Origin of the sequence: Curtobacterium sp. NPDC089689 (genome assembly GCF_044749145.1) — a bacterium.
Classification (GTDB): Bacteria; Actinomycetota; Actinomycetes; order Actinomycetales; family Microbacteriaceae; genus Curtobacterium.
In genome coordinates, this window is sequence record NZ_JBIVHJ010000002.1 from 227,616 (window position 1) to 245,032 (window position 17,417).

Genomic DNA, 17,417 nt, shown 5'->3' on the forward strand with positions numbered 1-17,417 from the left:
CTCAGCCCGGGGCTGTCCGGTCCGGCGCACAGCCCAGGCACGGCTGGCAGCATCGGGTCGGTGAACGCCGAACCCGATCCCGTCCGTCCGCCGGAACCCGCCTGGGCGCGGCACGTGATGTGGTGGCACGTCTACCCGCTCGGGTTCGTCGGAGCCGACGTCCGACCCGGGACCCCCGTCGAGGACCGACCCGTGGAGCACCGGCTCGACCGGATCACCCCGTGGCTCGACCACGTCGTCGACCTCGGGCTCAACGGCCTGTTGCTCGGCCCGGTCTTCGCGAGTTCGACGCACGGCTACGACACGGTCGACCACTTCCGGATCGACCCGCGCCTCGGCGACGACGAGGACTTCGACCGCCTCGTCCGGGCGGCGCACGAGCGCGGTGTGCGGGTGCTGCTCGACGGGGTGTTCAACCACGTCGGCCGCGAGCACACCGGGTTCCGCGCCGTCGAGCAGGACGGACCCGACGCCACCAGCGCCGACCTGTTCGCCGTGGACTGGTCGGGGTGGGCGCCCGGACAGCCGGTCCCGGTGCGCGACTTCGAGGGGCACGACATCCTCGTCGCGCTCGACCACGACGGCACCGCCGCCGAGGACCTCGTCGTCGCGGTCATGACGCACTGGCTCGAGCGTGGCATCGACGGCTGGCGGCTCGACGCCGCCTACGCCGTGCCCCCGGGGTTCTGGGCCCGGGTGCTGCCGCGGGTGCGCGAGCGGTTCCCGGACGCCTGGTTCAGCGGCGAGGTCATCCACGGCGACGCGGCGGCGATCATCCGCGCGTCGACGATGGACTCGACCACCCAGTACGAGTTGTGGCAGGGCATCTGGCACGGCATCGCGGACCGGAACCTCTTCGAGCTGGCGCACGCAGTCGAGCGGCACGACGAACTGCTCGGGGCCCAGGTGCCGACCACGTTCGTCGGCAACCACGACGTCACCCGGATCGCGAGCGCGGTGGGGGAGCGGTTCGCCGGGCACGCGGCCGCGGTGCTGTTCACGCTCGCGGGGACACCGGTCGTGTACGCGGGCGACGAGTACGGCTGGGCCGGGGTGAAGGAGGAGCGTGAGGGCGGGGACGACGCGGTGCGCCCCGCGTTCCCCGGAGTGCCCCCGGCGCCGACCGACCTGACGCACGCGTACGAGGCGCTCGTGGCGCTCCGACGACGGAACCCGTGGCTGCACCGGGCGCACACCGATGTCGTGCACCTGACGAACACCGCGATCGTGCTGCGGACCGCGACCGTGGACGCTGCCGTGGTGACCGCCCTGAGCCTGGCGGACGACCCGGTCGAGCTGCCCACGGCGGGTGCGACGCGCGTCGAGGCGGGCGGCGGGGACCTGCGGGACGGCACCCTGCGCCTCCCGGCCGGGGGTTGGGCCGTCCTGGCGGCGTGAGCGCGTTGCCGAAGCGACGGACCGCGGCTGTCACAACGCGAGAGCGACAGATCTCCGCGGTCGAACCGCGGAGATCTGTCGCTTTGCCGAACTGAACCGGCCGAACGGACGCGCTGGAGCGTGGCCGAGCCGCCCCTACTTGCGCGCGGCGGCCGCCCGACGCTTGTTGAACACGTCGAACGCGACGGCGGCGAGCAGCACCAGGCCCTTGATGAGCGACTGGAACTCCGTGCCGACGCCGAGGATCGACATGCCGTTGTTCAGGATGCCGATGATGAGACCACCGACGATCGCGCCCGGCACCGTGCCGATGCCACCCGTGACGGCAGCGCCACCGATGAACACGGCCGCGATGGCATCGAGCTCGAAGCCGTTGCCCGCACCCGGTGCCGCGAGGTTGAGCTGTCCGGTGAACACCACACCGGCCAGCGCCGCGATGACGCCCATGTTCACGAACAGCAGGAACGTGACGCGCTTCGTCTTCACGCCGGACAGCTGCGCGGCGAGGGCGTTCCCACCGATCGCGTAGACGTGGCGACCGAACACCGCGCTGCGCATGACGACCGAGTAGATCACCACGAGGGCGCCGAGGACGACGAGGACGATCGGCGTGCCGTTGTAGCTCGCGAGCAGCAGGGCGACGTAGATCACGAGCGCTGCGCCGAACGCCGTCTTCACGATGAACCACGCGAAGGGCTCGCTCTCGAGCTGGTACTTCCGACGCGTCGCGCGGCCCCGGAAGGCGGCGATCACCATGATGGCGGCGGCGGCGAGCCCGAGGACCATCGTGAGCGGCTCGTACCCGGTGGTGCCGAACGACGGCAGGAACCCCGAGCCGAGCGACCGGAAGCCGGCCGGGAACGGCGAGATCTGCTGGTTCTGCAGGACGATCTGCGCCGCGCCGCGGAAGGCGAGCATGCCGGCGAGTGTCACGATGAACGCCGGGATCCCGAAGTAGGCGATCCAGAAGCCCTGCCAGGCACCGACGAGCGCGCCGATCACGAGGCAGAGGACCACCGCGACCGGCCACGGCAGACCCCACTGGGTGATCATCACACCGGCCATCGCGCCGCTGAACGCGACGACCGACCCGACGGACAGGTCGATGTGGCCGGCGATGATGACCATCACCATGCCGATCGCCAGGATCAGGATGTAGCTGTTCTGGACGATGATGTTCGACACGTTGATCGGTGCCAGGGTGATGCCGCTCGTCGCCACCTGGAAGAAGATCACGATGACGATCAGCGCGATGAAGAGGCCGATCTGTCGGAGCTGTCCGGTGAGGTAGCTCGCTGCGGACTTAAGCGCGTTCATTGACAGGGGTCTCCCGTTCCTGGGTCATGTACTGCATGAGGACCTCTGGGGTGGCCTCGGAGCGGGGCACGTCGGCGGTGATCGTGCCCTCGGAGAGTGTGTAGATGCGGTCGCAGATGCCGAGGAGCTCCGGGAGCTCGGAGGAGATCACGATGATCCCCTTGCCCTGGTCCGCCAGGCTGTTGATGAGCGTGTAGATCTCGTACTTCGCGCCGACGTCGATGCCGCGGGTCGGCTCGTCGAGGATGAGCACGTCGGGGTCGGCGTACATCCACTTCGACAGCACGACCTTCTGCTGGTTGCCGCCGGAGAGCTTGCCCGTGACGGCGTTCACCGACGGGGCCTTGATGTTCATGCTCTTCAGGAACTGCGACGCGACCGTGGTCTCCTGCGAGCTGTTCACGAAGCCCCAGTTGGCGAGCTTGCCGAGCGCCGACCCGGAGATGTTCCGCTTGATGTCGTCGATCAGGTTGAGGCCGTAGCGCTTCCGGTCCTCGGTCGCGTAGGCGATGCCGTTGTCGATCGCGCGGGTCACGGTGTTCGTCTTGATCGGGACGCCGCGCTTGTACACGGTCCCGCTGATGCCGGTGCCGTACGAGTGCCCGAACACGCTCATCGCGAGTTCGGTGCGGCCGGCGCCCATGAGTCCCGCGATGCCGACGACCTCGCCGGCCCGGACGTTGAGGTTCGCCTGGTGGATGATCTCGCGTGAGCCGTCGAGCGGGTGGTGGACGGTCCAGTCCTCGATGCGCAGGAGCTCCTCGCCGATGACCGGGTTCGCGCGCTCCGGGTAGCGGCTCGACAGGTCGCGGCCGACCATGCCGCGGATGATGCGGTCCTCGGAGACGTCGTCCGCGTGCATGTCGAGCGTCTCGATGGTCTTGCCGTCGCGGATGATCGTGACCTTGTCCGCGATCGCCTTGATCTCGTTGAGCTTGTGGCTGATGATGATCGCCGTCATGCCCTCGGCCTGCAGGGACCGGATGAGGTCGAGCAGGTGGGCCGAGTCGTCGTCGTTGAGGGCCGCGGTGGGCTCGTCGAGGATGAGGAGCTTGACGTCCTTCGAGAGCGCCTTCGCGATCTCGACGAGCTGTTGCTTGCCGACGCCGATGTCCACGATCTTCGTGACGGGGTTGTCCTTGAGCCCCACGCGCTGCAGCAGCGACGCGGCCTCGAGGTTGGTCTGGTTCCAGTCGATGAGCCCGCCCTTGACGCGCTCGTTGCCGAGGAAGATGTTCTCGGCGATCGACAGGAACGGGCTGAGGGCGAGCTCCTGGTGGATGATGACCACGCCCGCGGCCTCGGAGTCGTTGATGGAGCCGAACCGCACCGGCTGACCGTCGAGCAGGATCTCGCCGTCGAAGCTGCCGTGCGGGTAGACCCCCGACAGCACCTTCATGAGGGTCGACTTGCCCGCGCCGTTCTCGCCGCAGATCGCGTGGACCTGGCCGCGCTCGACCTCGATCGAGACGCCCTGCAGGGCCTTCACGCCGGGGAAGGTCTTGGTGATGTCCCGCATCTCGAGGATGGTGTCCGCCATTGGGACCGCCTTTCCGTCGTGCGCGCGTGGGCGCGCTGGTGATGACGGACTGGAGGCGCGGTGCGGGCTCGCACCGCGCCTCCGGTCCGTGAGATGGGTTGCGTGCTACTTGAGGTCGGCTTCCGTGTAGTAGCCGCTGTCGACCAGGACGGACTTGTAGTTGTCCTTCGTCACGACCGTCGGCTGGAAGAGGTAGGTCGGGACGACCTTGACCTTGTTGTCGTAGCTCTTGGTGTCGTTCACCTCGGGCTTCTTGCCCGAGAGCAGGTCCTCGGCCATCGTGACCGACTGCTTCGCGAGCTTGCGCGTGTCCTTGTAGATCGTCGAGTACTGCTGACCGGCGATGATCGACTTGACGGATGCCGCCTCGGCGTCCTGACCGGTGATGGTCGGCAGCGGGCGGTCACCCGAGCCGTAGCCGGCACCCTGCAGCGCCGAGATGATGCCGATCGACATGCCGTCGTAGGGCGAGAGCACGCCGTTCAGCGTGGTGCCGCCGGAGTACGACTTCGCGATGAGGTTCTGCATGCGGGCCTTGGCGGTCGCCGGGTCCCACTGCTGCGTCGCGGCCTGGGACAGCTGGTCCTGGCCGGACTGGATCTTCAGCGTGCCGTCCTCGAGGTACGGCTTGAGGGTGTCCATCGCGCCGTTGAAGAAGAACCCGGCGTTGTTGTCGTCGAGCGAGCCGGCGAAGACCTCGATGTTGAACGGGCCCTTCTTGTCGGTCTTCTTGCCGTCCGAGTCGAGGACACCGAGACCCGTGAGGAGCGAGGTGGCCTGGTCGACGCCCACCTTGTAGTTGTCGAACGACACGTAGTAGTCGACGTTCTTGTTGCCGGTGAGCAGGCGGTCGTACGAGATGACCTTGATGCCGGCCTTCGCGGCGGCGTCGAGCTGGTCGGACAGCGCGCCACCGTCGATCGACGCGATGATCAGGACCTTCGCGCCCTTGGTGATCATGTTGCTGACCTGCTGCGCCTGCTGCTGGACCTTGTTGTCGCCGTACTCGAGGTCGACCTTGTAGCCGGCCTTCTCGAGGTCGCTCTTGACGGCGTCGCCGTCCTTGATCCACCGCTCGGAGACCTTGGTCGGCATCGCGACGCCGACGAGGGCGCCCTTGTTGTCGCCGCTTCCGCCGTCACCACTGCCCGTGGCGCCACGGCCCCCTGCGGAGCACGCGGCCAGGCTGACTGCCAGTCCGACGGCGACGATCCCCGCTGCGATCTTGCGCTTCATCATCGAAGTACCTCTTGTTCCTCTCACGTCGTCCTCGACGCGCTGGGTTCGGGCTGCTGTGCCCCTGGGGTGCTGCTCAAAGTGAGCGCTCACATCATGTGGGTTGTTTCACGGGGTGTCAACTCGTCGTGATCGTTTCGCGACCTTTCGTCGTGGCCCCGTTCCGGGGGTACGGTTTCCCACGTGACGACCACGACGGCCCACGAGGGCAAACGCCGCAAGGCGCCGACGATCTTCGACGTCGCCGAGCGTGCCGGGGTCTCGCACCAGACCGTCTCCCGTGTCATCAACGGCGATCCCACCGTCCGCGAGCAGTTCCGCGACCAGGTGGTCGCCGCCGTCGCCGAGCTCGGGTACCGCCCACGGGCCGCGGCGCGGGCGCTCGCGGGGGGTCGGAGCCGCGCGCTCGGACTCGTCAGCACGGGCGACGCCCTGTACGGGCCGTCGAGCACCGCGATCGGCTTCGAACGTGCTGCCCGCACCGCCGGGTACCACGTGCTCCTGTCGACCCTGCCCGAGGACCCGGTGCCCGCCGACCTCTCCGGCGCGCTCGCCTCGTTGCTCGCGCAGGACGTCGCCGCGGTCGTGCTCGTCGCCGCGGACAACCGCGTGCTCGACGCCCTTGCCTCGCTGACCGTCCCCGTGTCGGTGCCCGTCGTGGTGGCGAACGCCGTGCAGCGCGACGCCGAACGGACCGGAGCGGCACCGAACGTCGCCGCCGTGGCGATCGACCAGGCCGCGGGCGCCACCCTCGCGATGGAGCACCTCTTCGCGGCGGGACACCGTCGGATCGTGCACATCGCCGGGCCCTCGGTCTCGCAGGAGTCCGAGGTGCGCCGGGCGACCTACGAGCGGATCATGACCGACCGGGGGCTCGAGCCGATCGTGCTCGAGGGCGACTGGACCCCCGCGAGCGGCTTCCGTGCGGCGCAGTCGATCGACGTGCACGCCGTCGATGCCGTCTTCGCCGGGAACGACCAGATGGCGCTCGGCGTGCTGCACGCCTTCGCCGAGGAGGGGCTGCGCGTCCCCGACGACATCGCGGTGATCGGCTTCGACGACATCCCGGAGGCCGCCCACTTCACGCCGCCGCTCACGTCGGTGCGGCAGGACTTCATGGCGATGGGGGAGCGGGTGCTCGCCTCGGTGCGGCGACTCGTCGAGGGGCAGTCCCACGACGACCGGCTCATCGCCCCCGAGCTGGTGGTGCGGCGGAGCGCGTAGCGCGAAGCCCGCGACGGAGCCGTCGGCCCGGTCAGCCCTTCAGCGCGCCCGACGACAGCCCGGCGACGTAGAACCGCTGCAGGCCCACGTACAGCGCGATGCAGGGGATCATCGCCACGACCGACCCGGCGACGAGGTTCCCGTACGACACCTGCCCGTACGCCCCCGTCTGCAGGTTGAGCAGCGCGACCGGGAGCGTGTAGAGCGAGTCCTTCGTCAGGAAGGTCAGCGCTCCGAGGAACTCCGTCCACGACGCCAGGAACGCGTAGAGCGCAGCGGTGGCAGCCCCGGGGAGGAGCAGCGGACCAGCGCGCGCGGAGCGCGCGCAGGACCGACACGACGACCCGGAAGCGCGAGGCGCCGTCGACGAACGCCGAGTCCTCGAGCTCGGTCGGGATCGACTCGAACGCGTTCCGCATGACGAACACCCCGAACGGCAGGTTCACCGTCGTGTAGAAGAGCACGAGGCCGAGCAGCGAGTTCGTGAGCTTCATGGCGTTCATCTCGAGGTACAGCGGCGTGAGGATCGCCTGGAACGGCACCATCATCGTGAGCAGCACCAGTCCGAACACGAGGCCCGCGCCACGGAACCGGAAGCGAGCGAACCCGTACCCGGCCATCGTGGCGAGCACCGCGGTGAGCACCGCGGTCGAGATCGACACCACGAGCGAGTTGATCACGCCGGAGAGCAGGCGTGCGGACGGACTGAAGACGGCCTGGAAGTTCTGCCAGGTGAGGTGGAAGAAGGTCGCCGGGTCCGGGGCCTGCGTGATCACCGACTCCGGCTGGAACGCCCGCAGGATCGCCCAGATCAGCGGAACGCCGAACACGAGGGCCGAGCCGACGCCGGCGATGACGTACAGGGTCCGCTTGACGGCCGTGTCGCGCGGGTGCCGGACGCTGCCCTGGTGGTGCCGACGCCGGTGTCCGTCGCCGGTCGTGACCGCGCGGGTGGAGAGGTCGGCCGCGGCGATGGTCGACGGGGTGGTCGTGGTGCTCATGGCTCAGTCCTTCTCGCGGAGTGCCCAGAACTGGAACACGGTGACGGCGGCGATGACGACGACGAGGGCGATCGACTCCGCGGTCGCCGCGCCGAGCTGCAGGTTCACGAACCCGCGGTTGTAGATCGCGTTCACGATCGTGGTGGTCTCGGTGCCCGGTCCGCCCTGGGTGAGGATGTAGAACTGGTTGAACGCGAGCAGGGACCCGATCACCGAGATGATGACGCTGAGCGCGACCGTCGACCGGATCATCGGCAACGTGATGAGCCGTTCGGTCTGCCACCACGACGCGCCCTCGAGCTGGGCCGACTCGTACACCTCGTCCGGCACGCCCTGCATCGCCGACATGAGCAGCACCATGGTCAGCCCGGAGACGGCCCACACCACGAGGACGCAGATGAGCAGCGTTGCGAGCGGGCCGTTGACGAGCCACGCCGTGCTGCCGTCGGTGATGCCGAGCCAGCGGAGCACCATGTTCACCGCGCCCGAGTTCGGTTGTGCCTCGAGGACGAGGGTGAAGCTCAGGGTCGTGAGCCCGACGACGTACGGCAGGAAGAACACCGTCCGGAGGAACGTGCTGCCTCGGCGCCGGGCGCGCACGACCACCGCGAGGAAGTAGCCGAGCGCGAGGATCGGCACCGTCACGATCGCCGTGTACAGCAGCGTGTAGCCGATCGCGTGCACGAACGTCGGGTCCTGGAACAGCGTGAGGTAGTTCTGCAGCCCGATGAACCGGTACGGGCCGATCAGGGGCCAGTTCGTGAGCGAGATGTACAGCGCGAAGAGGAGCGGTGCGAGGACGAACACCGCGACGAACGCGATCGCCGGGGTGACCAGCAACGCTCCGGTGCGGGGTGGGTGGGTGAGCGAGTTCCGGGTTGCCGGACGGCGGCCGCCCACGGTGGGGCGCCCGGCTCCCGAGCGGCGGGACCGGGCTGCGGAGCCCGACGTGCGCTTGGCGGGGATGGTCGACATGCGTGCACCTCTCTGTGCGACGGGATGACGGTGCGGGTCAGGCCTGGACCTGGTCGAGGATCCGCTCGTACTCGGGCTGTGCAGCCCGCATGGCCGGGCCGACCCCGGCGCCGAAGACGGCCTCGCGGAACATCGCGAAGTACGGCGACGAGGGCTGGTTGACGAGCAGGTTGTAGGCGAGCGTCCGCGGCGCGTAGCCCTTGTCGATCGCGTCGAGCGGACCCGAGGCGAGCGGGTACCGCTTCCGGTACGCCGGTGTGGCCGCGTCCGAGCGCGTCGGGAAGTAGCCGCCGTCCGGAAGCGCCTGCTGCGGACCGAGCCCGTTCGCGTACCGCATGAACGCCCAGCCGCCCGAGGGGTTCGCCGCTCCGTTCGGGATGCACATGTTGTCGCCGCCGTCGAAGAACGACCGCTTGCCGTCCCACGACGGGATGAGCACCGTCCGCATCTTCGCCCGCATCGACTTCGTGGCAGCGGGGACGGTCGCGCCGTACGAGGTCGGGAAGATGCCGACCTTGCCGGCGCGGAAGTCGGCCCCCCACGTCGTGCCGGCGTCCGAGAACGCGGCCTTCGACAGCACGCCGTCCTTCCACAGCTCCCGGTAGAACTCGAGCATCCGTTCGAGAGCGTCGTTGCCGGTGATGTTCGGCTTCTGGGACCCGACCTCACCGGACATCATGTCGACGCCGGTCGCCCAGACGTGCGGCTGCGTGACGAACCCGATGATGCCGGCGGAGTTGCCCGCGATCGACCATCCGTAGACGTCGTCCGCGACCTTCCGGAGCGCCTTCGCCGCGGCCAGGAGCGAGTCGAGGTCCTTCGTGGAGTCGTCGACGTCGAGGCCGGCACGCTCGAACAGCTCGGTGTTGACGAACAGTTGCGAGTTGTCGGCGAGGTACGGCAGGCCGTAATACCGGTCGCGGTACTCGAGCAGCCGGAGGTGCCCCGGAGACAGCTCGGAGAAGTAGTCGAGGCCCTTCACGACGTCGGTCAGGTCCGCGAAGGCCTCGCGGAAGATGAACAGCTGCGAGTTGATGTCGTCGAGGTCCACCACGTCCGGCGGCTCGCCTCCGCGGATCGCGGTCGCGAGCTTCGTGACGTACTGCCCGTCGGGCACCGGCGTCAGCTCGACCTGCAGCTCCGGGTTCGCCTTGTTGAAGCCGGCCACGGTCGCGGTGAGCCCGGCCTGGGTCGCCGCGCGGCACCACACCTGCACGGTGCCGGTGGCGCCCTTCCCGAAGCTCGCCACCTGCGCGTCGACCTTCGGCAGAGTGCCGGAGCACCCCGCGAGGGCGAGCGTGGCGGCTCCGGCGAGACCACCCACGAGGAACGCTCTGCGGTCCATCACGTCACCGCGCGATCGGCAGCCAGACGCGCATCGGCGCGGCTCCGCGGTTCGCCCAGGCGTAGTAGGGGACCGCGGTCGCGGTCACGGCGTGCGCCGGGTCGGTGCTCGCTGGGTCGGTGCTCGCCGAGTCGGCGCTCGCCGTGTCGGCCGGGAGGCGCGGCTCGCCCCCGGCGCCACCGGCCGCGCCGCCGACGCTGGTCGCGTCGAGAGCCGGTGTCGCGCCTCCCGTCCTGGTCGCGTCGATCCGGCGGTACGGCCACGCTGCCTGCTCGTGCGACGAGGGCGCGGAGCCGGGCACGCGCAGCGTGACGACGCCGTCGAGGAGGTCGTCGCGCCGTTCCTCGCTGATCGGTGCCGACGGGTCGACCGTCAGGTCGTCGACGGTGAAGCCCTCCTGGTCGGCCTGCTCGACCGCGTAGACGAGCGGACCGCGCTCGATCGCGACCTGCCCGCGCGAGGCGTCGATGCGGGAGTCGGCGACGTACCGGTGCGGCGTCGTGTCGAAGACGAGTTCCACCGTGTCACCGGCTGTCCACGTACGGTCGAGGACGTGCAGGGTGCCCGGCTCCGGCGACGCCTCGCCGTCGGGTCCGGTCACGGTCGTGGTGTCCGACCACGCGGGGATGCGCAGCCCGAGGGCGAGCGGACCGTCCGAGGTCACGGTGACGACCACCCGGCCGTCGTGCGGGTACCCGGTCTCCACGCGGACCGGCCCGAGGTCGGCGGTGGCGTACTGGTGCACCTGGAGACCGCCGTCGGTGGCGGTCGCGAGGTAGCCGTCGAGGCTCGCGAACGTGCGCATGATGTTCGGCGGGCAGCAGGCGCAGTCGAACCAGCCGCGGCGGCCGTGCGCGGGGGAGCGGTTCTCGTCCTGGTGCGCGTGGTCCCGCTGCTGCAGCGGGTTCACGTAGAAGTACTCCGTGCCGGCGAGGCTCACCCCCGCGAGGAACGCGTTGTACAGCAGACGCTCGATCGCGTCCGCGTAGACGGGCTCCCCGGTCGCGAGGAGCAGCCGCCACGCCCACTGGACCCCGCCGATCGCGGCGCAGGTCTCGGCGTAGCCGCGGTCGGTCGGAAGCTCGTACGGGTCACCGAAGGCCTCGTAGTCCCACCGTGCGCCGAGGCCGCCCGTGATGAACGCCTTCGTGGCCATCATGTCGGCGAACTGGCGCTCGCTCGCGGCGAGGAGTTCGGTGTCACCGGTCTCGATCGCCACGTCGACCGCTCCGGCCGCCAGGTACACGGCACGGACCGCGTGCCCCTCGACGGTCGTCGCCTCGCGTGCCGGGACCCGGTCGGAGAAGTACGTCGGCTCGCCGCCCGCGCGCTCGATGATGCCGTGCCCACGGGCATCGACGAACCAGTGCGCGAGGTCGAGGTAGGCGCGGGTGCCGGTCTCGCGGTAGAGCTCGACGAGCCCCATCTCCACGACGGGGTGTCCGTCGATGTCGACGGTCCTCCCCGGTCCGTCACCGAACGTGGCGACCAGGTGGTCGGCGTTCTTCGTCGCGACGTCGAGCAGGCCGGTGTCGCCGGTCGCGCGGTGCTGCGCCACCGCTGCCTGGTACAGGTGCCCGGCGCAGTACAGCTCGTGGCTCCACTTGAGGTCCACGTACCGCTCGCCCTTCCCGCGCACCTGCTGCACCGAGTCGAGGTACCCGTCGTCGGCCTGGGCACGGGCGTAGAGGTCCGTGACCTCGCGCTGGAGCGCCAGGAGGTCCTCGGCGGGGGCGCGCCCGTACTCCCACGCGACCGCCTCGAGCCACTTCGTCACGTCGGAGTCCATGAAGATCGGTCCGACGGCCTCGCCCTCCTCGTCACCCGCGGCGATCCGCAGGTTCCGGAAGTTCCCGGCGGCCTCGAGTTGGTGGTACCCGCTGCGGATCGCGTCCAGCCCGTTGCGGTCCTGCCGGAGCGCCCAGAACCCGCCCGTGATCCGCGCCGCCCCGGCGGGGAGCGGCCGGAAGGTCAGGTGCGCGCCGTCGGTCGGGAGGACCGGGGTCGCGGTGTGCGCGCGGCTGTCGGTCGCGAGCGTGGTGGTCATGTCGCCTCCTTGCGAATGCCGGTGCCGTCCCGGTCGCGGGGTCGATGACCTCGGAGTCGAGGTGCCAACGATGCCGGAAAACGGTTTCTGTCGCTGACCGTACGTCACGCTCCAGCACTGCGCAACCCCGGACTGCCGGGAATTGCGTATGATCGCGCTACCCGAGCCGATCCGGAAAGGAGTTGCCGTGACGATCGACCGAGTCGCACCGCCCGTCCGGATCAGCGATGTCGCGGCGCTCGCCGGGGTGTCCATCGGTACGGCGTCCAAGGCGCTCAACGACACCGGACAGCTCCGTGAGTCGACGCGGCAGCGGGTCAAGCAGGCGGCGGAGAAGCTCGGTTTCGTCGGTGACGCGCGTGCACGGGCGCTGTCCTCCGGACGCACGTACACGGTCGGCATGATCACCACCGACTCGTTCGGACGCTTCACCATCCCGGTCCTGCTCGGCGCCGAGGACGCACTCTCCGCCGGTCAGATGGCCGTGCTCCTCTGCGACACCCGCGACGACCACGTCCGCGAGGCGCACTACCTCCGGTCGCTCGCCGCGCGCGGTGTCGACGGTGTGATCGTCACCGGCCGATCGGCGGACGCGCGCCCGCCGATCGACGTCCCGGTGCCGGTCGTGTACGCGTTCACGCCGTCGACCGACCCCGCTGACGTGTCGATCACCCTCGATGACGCCGCCGGTGCCGCGATGGTCGCCGACCACGTGCTGAGCCTGGGGCGGCGGCGCATCGCGATCGTCACCGGCCCGGAACGGCACGCGTCGGCGGTGCGACGCGTCGAGGGTGCTGCACGGGTCCTCGGCGAGCACCTGGTCGGTCCGGCGTCGTACGGGGAGTGGTCGGAGCGGTGGGGTCGGCAGGCGGTCGACCTGCTGGCCCGGACCGCTCCGGACGTGGACGCGATCGTCGCCGGGAGCGACCAGATCGCACGCGGCGTGTGCGACCGGCTGCGCGAGACGGGGCGGTCCGTCCCGGGTGACGTCGCCGTCGCGGGGTTCGACGACTGGGACGTGATGGCCCTGGCGTCCCGTCCGCCGCTCACCACGGTCGACCTCCGGCTCGAGGAGCTCGGACGGGTGGCCGGGCGGACGCTGCTCGAGCTGATCGACGGCGGGACGGCGACCTCGTCGACCGTGACGCCGTCGCTCGTGGTGCGCGAGAGCACCGTCGGCGCGTAGCCGCGAGGTCGCGACGCCCCGCTCAGCTCCGGCGAGGGGTCACCTCGTGTCGGTCTCGGCGCGGTCGAGCGACACATCGTGACCGTCAGGCGCCGCGCGTGCGGGGTGTCGCGACCGCACGAGGAAGCGAGGCGTCCCCGGGGCGCGCCGCGTTGCGCGAGTGAGCGCTCACGTGCCAGGATGTGAGCGCTCACGCAGGACGACGACGTCTGGAGGACGACATGGGTGACGACGCCGCTCGGCAGGTCGTGGACGGCCGGACCACCCTCGGCATCGAACTCGGCTCGACGCGCATCAAGGCCGTGCTGGTGGACGAGGACCTCCGTCCCGTCGCGAGCGGCTCCCACGAGTGGGAGAACGAGTACGTCGACGGCCGGTGGACCTACTCGCTCGACGCCGTCGAGACCGGGCTCCGGGCCGCGTACGCCGACCTGGTGGACGACGTCGAGCGGCAGTACGGGGTCCGCCCGACCACCTTCCGCGCCGCCGGTGTCTCCGCGATGATGCACGGCTACCTCGCGTTCGACGCGGACGGCGAGCTGCTCGTGCCCTTCCGGACGTGGCGCAACACCTCCACCGGCCCGGCCGCCGAGCGACTGAGCGCCGCCCTCGACTTCAACGTCCCGCAGCGCTGGTCCATCGCCCACCTGGCCCAGGCCGTCCTCGACGACGAGCCGCACGTCGCGCAGATCGCCGGGATCACGACGCTCGCCGGGTACGTGCACCGACGCCTCACCGGCCGGGACGTCCTCGGCGTCGGCGACGCGAGCGGCCTGTTCCCGATCGACTCCGCGCCCGTCGAGAGCGCCCCCGGCGACCCCGGGCGCCGCGACTACGACGCCGGCATGCTCGCGACCACGCAGGAGCTGCTCGGGGAACGGGTGCCGGACCTCCGTGCGCTGCTGCCCGAGGTGCTCGTCGCCGGCGAGGAAGCGGGGGCGCTCACCCCCGAGGGCGCCGCGTGGCTCGACCCGACCGGCACGCTCGAGCCCGGCGTGGCCTTCTGCCCGCCGGAGGGCGACGCGGGCACGGGCATGGTCGCGACGAACGCCGTCGCGCCTCGGACCGGCAACGTCAGCGTCGGCACGAGCATCTTCGCGATGGTCGTCCTCGAACGCCCACTGAGCACCCCGCACGAGGAACTCGACGTGGTCACCACCCCGTCCGGCGACGCCGTGGCGATGGTGCACTGCAACAACGGGGCGAGCGAGATCGCCGCGTGGGCGCGGGTGTTCGCGCGGTTCGCGGCGGCGACGAGCGCACGAACGGGCGGTCCGGCCGTCGACGTCGACGACCTCTACGCGGTCCTGCTCGGCGAAGCGACGGGCGAGGACGCCGACCCGGACGCCGGCGGCCTGCTGTCCTTCAACTACCTCGCCGGTGAGCCCGTGACCGGGGTCGAGGACGGCCGACCACTGCTCCTCCGCACGCCCGGTTCCCGCTTCACCCTCGGCAACCTCGTCCGTTCCGAGGTGCACGGCGCCTTCGCCACCCTCGCGATCGGCATGGAGGTCCTGCACGGCGAGCACGTCGCCGTCGACCGGATGACCGCGCACGGCGGCCTCTTCCGGACGCCCGGTGCGCCGCAGCGCCTGCTCGCCGCCGCCCTCCGCGTGCCCGTCGCCCTCGAGGAGACCGCGGGCGAGGGCGGGGCCTGGGGGATCGCGGTCCTCGCGGCGTACCTCGAGCACACCGACCGGCCGCTGGCGGACTTCCTCGCCGACACCGTGTTCCGCGGCGACGCCGTCCAGGTCGCCGAGCCCGACCAGCGCGACGTCGACGGCTTCCGGGACTACCTCGACCGGTACCGCGCCGCCCTGCCCGTCCAGGACGTGGCGGCAGCGGCGACGCGCACCAGCGCACCGACCGACCACGCGGACGACGCACGCACCGAGAAGGAGCCGACACGATGACGGACCCGACCACCGACGAGACGAAGGCGGCCGTCGCCGCCGCGCGCGAACGCGTCGCCACCCTGCACGGCGAGCTCGTCCGCTACGGCCTGGTGATCTGGACCGGCGGCAACGTGTCCGAGCGCGTCCCGGGCACCGACCTGTTCGTGATCAAGCCGAGCGGGGTGTCGAGCGACGAGCTCCGCCCCGAGAACCAGGTCGTCTGCACCCTCGACGGCGTGCCGGCGGACGGGTGGGGCAACGCCCACGGCCCGTCCTCCGACACCGCGGCGCACGCCTACGTGTACCGGAACATGCCCGAGGTGGGCGGGGTCGTGCACACCCACTCGACGTACGCGACCGCGTGGGCCGCGCGCGCCGAGGAGATCCCGTGCGTCATCACAGCGATGGCGGACGAGTTCGGCGGTCCGATCCCGGTCGGCCCGTTCGCGATCATCGGCGACGACTCGATCGGGCACGGCATCGTCGACACCCTCAGCGGACACCGGAGCCGTGCCGTGCTCATGCAGAACCACGGCGTGTTCACGATCGGGCGCGACGCGAAGGACGCCGTGAAGGCCGCGGTGATGTGCGAGGACGTCGCCCGGACCGTGCACATCGCGAAACAGGGCGGTGAGGTCGTCCCCATCGCCCAGGACAACATCGATCGACTCTTCGATCGCTACCAGAACGTCTACGGACAGAACCCCGAAGGAGCGCTCTCATGACGCACGTCGTCGACCCCGCCGAAACGCTGGCGGGCTACGAGGTCTGGTTCCTCACCGGCTCCCAGGGGCTCTACGGCGAGGAGACCCTCCGTCAGGTCGAGCAGCAGAGCAAGGCCGTGCACGAGACCCTGGCGCCGCACGTGCCGGTGAAGCTCGTGTGGAAGCCGGTCCTCAAGGACGCCGACGGCATCCGCCGCGCCCTCATCGAGGCCAGCGCCGACGACAAGGTCATCGGCGTGACCACCTGGATGCACACGTTCAGCCCCGCGAAGATGTGGATCGGCGGGCTGCAGGCGCTCACGAAGCCGCTGCTGCACCTCCACACGCAGGCGAACGTCGCGCTCCCGTGGGGCGACATCGACTTCGACTTCATGAACCTCAACCAGGCGGCGCACGGCGACCGCGAGTTCGGCTACGCCCTCGCCCGTCTCGGCGTGCGGCACGCCACCGCCGTCGGGCACGTGTCGGACGAGCGGGTCGTCGCTCGCGTCCAGAACTGGACCCGTGCGGCGGCCGGTGCCGCGGCCGTGCGGGAGCTCAAGCTCACCCGCTTCGGCGACAACATGCGCTACGTCGCCGTGACCGAGGGTGACAAGACCGAGGCGGAGATCGAGCTCGGCGTGCAGGTGAACACCTGGGCGGTGAACGAGCTGGCCGCCGCGGTGGACGCAGCGGCAGCGGACACCGCCGCGGTGGACGCGTTGGTCGCGGAGTACGACGAGCAGTACGACGTCGTGGACGACCTGCGCGACGGCGGTGCACGCCGCTCCGCGCTCCGCGACGGCGCCGCCATCGAGCTCGGCCTCCGCGCCCTCCTCGAGCAGAACGGCTCCGCCGCGTTCACCACGAACTTCGAGGACCTCGGCACGCTCAAGCAGCTCCCCGGCCTCGCGGTGCAGCGCCTCATGGCCGACGGCTACGGCTTCGGCGCCGAGGGTGACTGGAAGACGGCGGTCCTCGTCCGCGCGATGAACGTCGCCGGTGCGGGCCTGCCCGGAGGCGCCTCCCTCATGGAGGACTACACGTACGACCTCACCCCGGGTGCCGAGAAGATCCTCGGCGCGCACATGCTCGAGGTGTCGCCGACGCTCACCACCACGAAGCCGACCCTCGAGATCCACCCGCTCGGCATCGGCGGCAAGGACGACCCGGTGCGCCTGGTCTTCACCGCCGACGCCGGCGAGGCCGTCGTGGTCGCGCTCTCCGACACCCGCGACGGCTTCCGCCTCACCGCGAACGTCGTCGACGTGGTGCCGCCCACCCAGGCGCTGCCGAACCTGCCCGTGGGCCGTGCCGTCTGGGAGCCGCGTCCGTCGTTCCCGGTCGCCGCGGAGGCCTGGCTGACCGCGGGCGCCGCGCACCACACCGTCATGACGACCGCCGTCGGCCTGCAGGTCGTCGAGGACTTCGCGACGATGGTCGGCACCGAGTTCCTCGTCATCGACGAGCACACCACGGCGCGCGGCTTCCGCGACGAGCTCAGGCTCCAGCAGACCTGGCACCGACTCGACCGGGGGTTCTAGGCTCG

12 protein-coding genes and 1 pseudogene are annotated in these 17,417 nt (G+C 70.6%); 6 read left to right on the forward strand and 7 right to left on the reverse strand.

The window, feature by feature from the left end:
* Nucleotides 1-117 precede the first annotated feature (117 nt).
* Nucleotides 118-1,398: an alpha-amylase family glycosyl hydrolase gene (locus ACIPYW_RS09270; RefSeq protein WP_400413582.1), complete on the forward strand. Its 1,281-nt coding sequence runs from the start codon at nucleotides 118-120 to the stop codon at nucleotides 1,396-1,398.
* Between the two features lie 135 nt (nucleotides 1,399-1,533).
* On the opposite strand, the gene mmsB is transcribed toward ACIPYW_RS09270, so the two are convergent.
* The 3 genes from mmsB to chvE form a co-directional block, all read right to left on the reverse strand.
* A complete protein-coding gene (gene mmsB / locus ACIPYW_RS09275) occupies nucleotides 1,534-2,715 on the reverse strand; it encodes a multiple monosaccharide ABC transporter permease (RefSeq protein ID WP_290130999.1) in 1,182 nt (393 codons plus the stop codon).
* Complete coding sequence (mmsA, locus tag ACIPYW_RS09280; protein WP_400412812.1) at nucleotides 2,702-4,255, reverse strand: multiple monosaccharide ABC transporter ATP-binding protein; 1,554 nt, start codon at nucleotides 4,253-4,255, stop codon at nucleotides 2,702-2,704. Before mmsA ends, mmsB begins: the two co-directional genes overlap by 14 nt.
* A gap of 105 nt (nucleotides 4,256-4,360) precedes the next feature.
* Nucleotides 4,361-5,494, reverse strand: coding sequence for a multiple monosaccharide ABC transporter substrate-binding protein (gene chvE / locus ACIPYW_RS09285; protein ID WP_400412813.1), 1,134 nt, complete (start codon nucleotides 5,492-5,494; stop codon nucleotides 4,361-4,363).
* 180 nt (nucleotides 5,495-5,674) lie between these two features.
* On the opposite strand from chvE, the gene ACIPYW_RS09290 reads away from it, so the two are divergent.
* A complete protein-coding gene (locus ACIPYW_RS09290) occupies nucleotides 5,675-6,715 on the forward strand; it encodes a substrate-binding domain-containing protein (protein WP_400412815.1) in 1,041 nt (346 codons plus the stop codon).
* Between the two features lie 389 nt (nucleotides 6,716-7,104).
* Here the strand turns inward: ACIPYW_RS09290 and ACIPYW_RS09295 are convergent.
* From ACIPYW_RS09295 to ACIPYW_RS09310, 4 genes and pseudogenes are all read right to left on the reverse strand, one after another.
* Nucleotides 7,105-7,716, reverse strand: a pseudogene (locus tag ACIPYW_RS09295) (carbohydrate ABC transporter permease); the annotation flags it as partial.
* A gap of 3 nt (nucleotides 7,717-7,719) precedes the next feature.
* Nucleotides 7,720-8,691 carry a carbohydrate ABC transporter permease gene (locus ACIPYW_RS09300; protein ID WP_400412817.1) on the reverse strand — a complete coding sequence of 324 codons (972 nt, stop codon included), beginning with the start codon at nucleotides 8,689-8,691 and terminating at the stop codon, nucleotides 7,720-7,722.
* 37 nt (nucleotides 8,692-8,728) lie between these two features.
* Nucleotides 8,729-10,036 (reverse strand): sugar ABC transporter substrate-binding protein, encoded by a 1,308-nt coding sequence (locus ACIPYW_RS09305; protein ID WP_290131005.1) that lies wholly within the window; start codon nucleotides 10,034-10,036, stop codon nucleotides 8,729-8,731.
* 4 nt (nucleotides 10,037-10,040) lie between these two features.
* A complete protein-coding gene (locus ACIPYW_RS09310) occupies nucleotides 10,041-12,083 on the reverse strand; it encodes a glycoside hydrolase family 127 protein (RefSeq protein ID WP_400412819.1) in 2,043 nt (680 codons plus the stop codon).
* A 187-nt stretch (nucleotides 12,084-12,270) separates the two neighbouring features.
* Here ACIPYW_RS09310 and ACIPYW_RS09315 point away from each other — a divergent pair, with 187 nt between their 5' ends.
* The 4 genes from ACIPYW_RS09315 (at nucleotide 12,271) to araA (ending at nucleotide 17,412) form a co-directional block, all read left to right on the forward strand.
* Nucleotides 12,271-13,269: a LacI family DNA-binding transcriptional regulator gene (locus ACIPYW_RS09315; protein ID WP_400412821.1), complete on the forward strand. Its 999-nt coding sequence runs from the start codon at nucleotides 12,271-12,273 to the stop codon at nucleotides 13,267-13,269.
* A gap of 221 nt (nucleotides 13,270-13,490) precedes the next feature.
* The gene (locus ACIPYW_RS09320) at nucleotides 13,491-15,182 is read left to right on the forward strand and encodes a xylulokinase (protein WP_400412822.1); all 1,692 of its coding nucleotides are present in this window, start codon (nucleotides 13,491-13,493) and stop codon (nucleotides 15,180-15,182) included.
* Nucleotides 15,179-15,889, forward strand: a complete 711-nt coding sequence (locus tag ACIPYW_RS09325; protein ID WP_290131009.1) for an L-ribulose-5-phosphate 4-epimerase — start codon at nucleotides 15,179-15,181, stop codon at nucleotides 15,887-15,889. Before ACIPYW_RS09320 ends, ACIPYW_RS09325 begins: the two co-directional genes overlap by 4 nt.
* On the forward strand, nucleotides 15,886-17,412 hold the full coding sequence (araA, locus tag ACIPYW_RS09330; protein WP_400412824.1) for an L-arabinose isomerase: 1,527 nt from the start codon (nucleotides 15,886-15,888) through the stop codon (nucleotides 17,410-17,412). The genes ACIPYW_RS09325 and araA overlap by 4 nt, the downstream gene beginning before the upstream one ends.
* Nucleotides 17,413-17,417: the final 5 nt, after the last annotated feature.